Source organism: Thermogutta sp. (genome assembly GCF_014359955.1).
GTDB lineage: Bacteria > Planctomycetota > Planctomycetia > Pirellulales > Thermoguttaceae > Thermogutta.
The window spans coordinates 1-2,323 of record NZ_JACIYL010000707.1; the positions used below are offsets into that span (position 1 = coordinate 1).

At 59.6% G+C, this 2,323-nt stretch carries 2 protein-coding genes; both read left to right on the forward strand.

The genetic code is table 11. The features are described 5' to 3' along the window. Positions 1 to 181 precede the first annotated feature (181 nt). Positions 182 to 850 (forward strand): hypothetical protein, encoded by a 669-nt coding sequence (locus tag H5U08_RS16080; RefSeq protein ID WP_297035354.1) that lies wholly within the window; start codon positions 182 to 184, stop codon positions 848 to 850. 576 nt (positions 851 to 1,426) lie between these two features. Further along, positions 1,427 to 2,317, forward strand: coding sequence for a hypothetical protein (locus tag H5U08_RS16085; protein WP_297035357.1), 891 nt, complete (start codon positions 1,427 to 1,429; stop codon positions 2,315 to 2,317). Positions 2,318 to 2,323: the final 6 nt, after the last annotated feature.

Sequence of the window (2,323 nt, forward strand, 5' to 3'; positions counted from 1 at the left end):
CCGGCCAATAACGCGCCCAACTCTGACATCAACGTCTTCGAAATGCGTGCGCAGGTGGACTTCTGACGCGGTCCGTTGAACGAGCGCCAGGACGTAGAGCCGTCCGACATAAAGTCAATAAACGCGTCCGGATTTGTGTGCGAAATACCAGGAAGGCCAACCAACCGAGGAGGATAAGTCGATGAGTCCAAAATACTGGTGGATTGGACTGTTGATCGTCGTGGGCACGCTGGGCCCCGTTTTCGGGGGTGACCCTACAGAAGTCCGCGGTTCCCCTGGACGATGCGCTATATGCGGTCGGCCAGGACCGTGCCAGCAAAAAGTCTGTCGCATCGAGTGCGGCGTTGAAAAGATCAAAAAATACTGCTGGTGTGTGGAAGCGGCTGATGTGTGCACGATGCTGCCCAGCCATCCTGGGCGATCCTGCGATCCCGGCTGCGACGCCTGCGACGCTGCCGAGAGTTGCGATCTGGGATGCCAGTCGTGCGATTCCTGCGCCCGTCCTTCGGGAATTCTGTCGGGCTGGATTTACGACCTCGGTCACCAACGTCCCTGCCCGGTTCCGCCTCAGGTCGGTCGCACCCGATCCATCAAAAAACTCGTCAAGAAAGAATACGAAGTAGAGGTGCCTGTGTACAAAACCGTGGTGCAGTACGTGTGTGCGGAGTGCCTGGCGGCTCAGGCCTGCGGAGTGTGTGCTCCCTCCGTTGAGGAATCGCCTGCCCCCAGTCCAAGCCCCGCCGATCAGAAACCCGAGGCCGCCCCGAAGCCCGACGATTCCGCCAGTCTGGAACCGGCCTCTGTTTCCAAGATTCAGGCGGTGAACCTGGCACCCCTTCCACCGATGTGAACATTCCTGAGGGAAGACGCTGCGAAGCAATCCCCAACAAAAGGCGTCATCCATTTCCTCCTTTCGCGGTGGCCGGGGCACGTCGCCCCGGTCACTGTTTTTTTCATGCTCCGAATATGACGTACTGGGCACGCCGACATGGTCCTGCAAGCTATCCAGCGTGCCTCCTCTTTAGCCAGCCATGTTCCCCCGGCCGCGACTCTTCCAACCCGACTGGTGACGCATCCTCGCTTTTCGGCAGCAGTTCCGACAACCCCGGGTATTGTGGCCAACCGCGGCAGGACCATGCATCAATGGGAGTACAATCGCGAGCGCCCAAAACGATGGAATTTCCCATAAGGGCGATTCATGAATCACCCCTACCACCCCCGGAGCATCGTCCAGGCCGGCAGATTCTGGTCGCGGCATGCCCATGCACCGGCTGTCCCTGGCGCTATTAAGACCCTATTGCGGTTGACGCGCGCATAGAAGATCGCTACGCTACGTCCCCCTATGGGTGGGAAACCCGAGGGGACAGTTCGGCCAATTGCGTTGTCAACCGAGTTTTCTGTTTGCCGCACGGACGCTGGATTCTTCATGCGCACTCGGACAGGCGCAACACTTCACAGGATGACGCTCCAGGTGCTGATAGGGGGACTCTCTGTCGCTGTGTGTGGATGCACGCAGCTTCAGGTGGGTCAAAAATCGCCCCTGAACCCACCCATCATGAACGCTGACAGCGCGGCCGTGGACATCTTTTTCGTGCGTCTTCCCTACGCCGACCCCATCGTGGAAAACCTCTGGAAAAATGTGGACGAGCAGGCGATCCCCGCGGAGACGCGAAAAGAGCTTTACCGCAATGGATTCCGAGCAGGGCGTATCGCCGGCCCCCTACCGCCGGAACTGGCTGAGCTGCTTCGCCTGACGGATGCCCCCATCAATCAAGATGCTCTGGAAACGATAGAAGAACCGGGCAACGAGGATGAGTCCGCTCCCGTGCGGCGACACCTCCAGACCAAACCGCATCAACGGGCAGAACTGCTTGCTTCTTCGGTCTATGACGAATTGCCGCTATTGCGACGCGACAGCAGCGGGCAAATTGTGGGACAGACCGTCTATCGCGCTCAGGGGGTTTTTGTCATGACGCTCTCCCCCAAGCCCGACGGAACGGTTTGCATCCAGCTTGTGCCCGAGGTGCACTATGGGGAGCCCCGTGTTCAGCCCGTCGCCACGGAGGGGCTCGTGCGATGGGAAATGCGGAGAGACCGCATTGTCCTGAACGACCTCACGATCAAGCTGGACCTCGCGCCCGGGGATATGCTCCTTCTCACGTGCATCCCTGATCAACCCGGCAGCCTGGGCGGCCGCTTCTTTACCGTGGCGTCCTCTGGAAAACGAGAACAGAAGCTCATTGCCATCCGACTCTCGCAGGTCCAGAACAACCCGAATTTCCAGGGGAACACCGTCGCGACCGCCCCGCTCCGCTAGAACGAT

What these genes read in the sequence shown, in the direction of transcription:
- H5U08_RS16085 (WP_297035357.1), top strand. Translation starts at nt 1,427, where the DNA reads ATGCGCACTCGGACAGGCGCAACACTTCACAGGATGACGCTCCAGGTG.
- H5U08_RS16080 (WP_297035354.1), top strand. Translation starts at nt 182, where the DNA reads ATGAGTCCAAAATACTGGTGGATTGGACTGTTGATCGTCGTGGGCACG.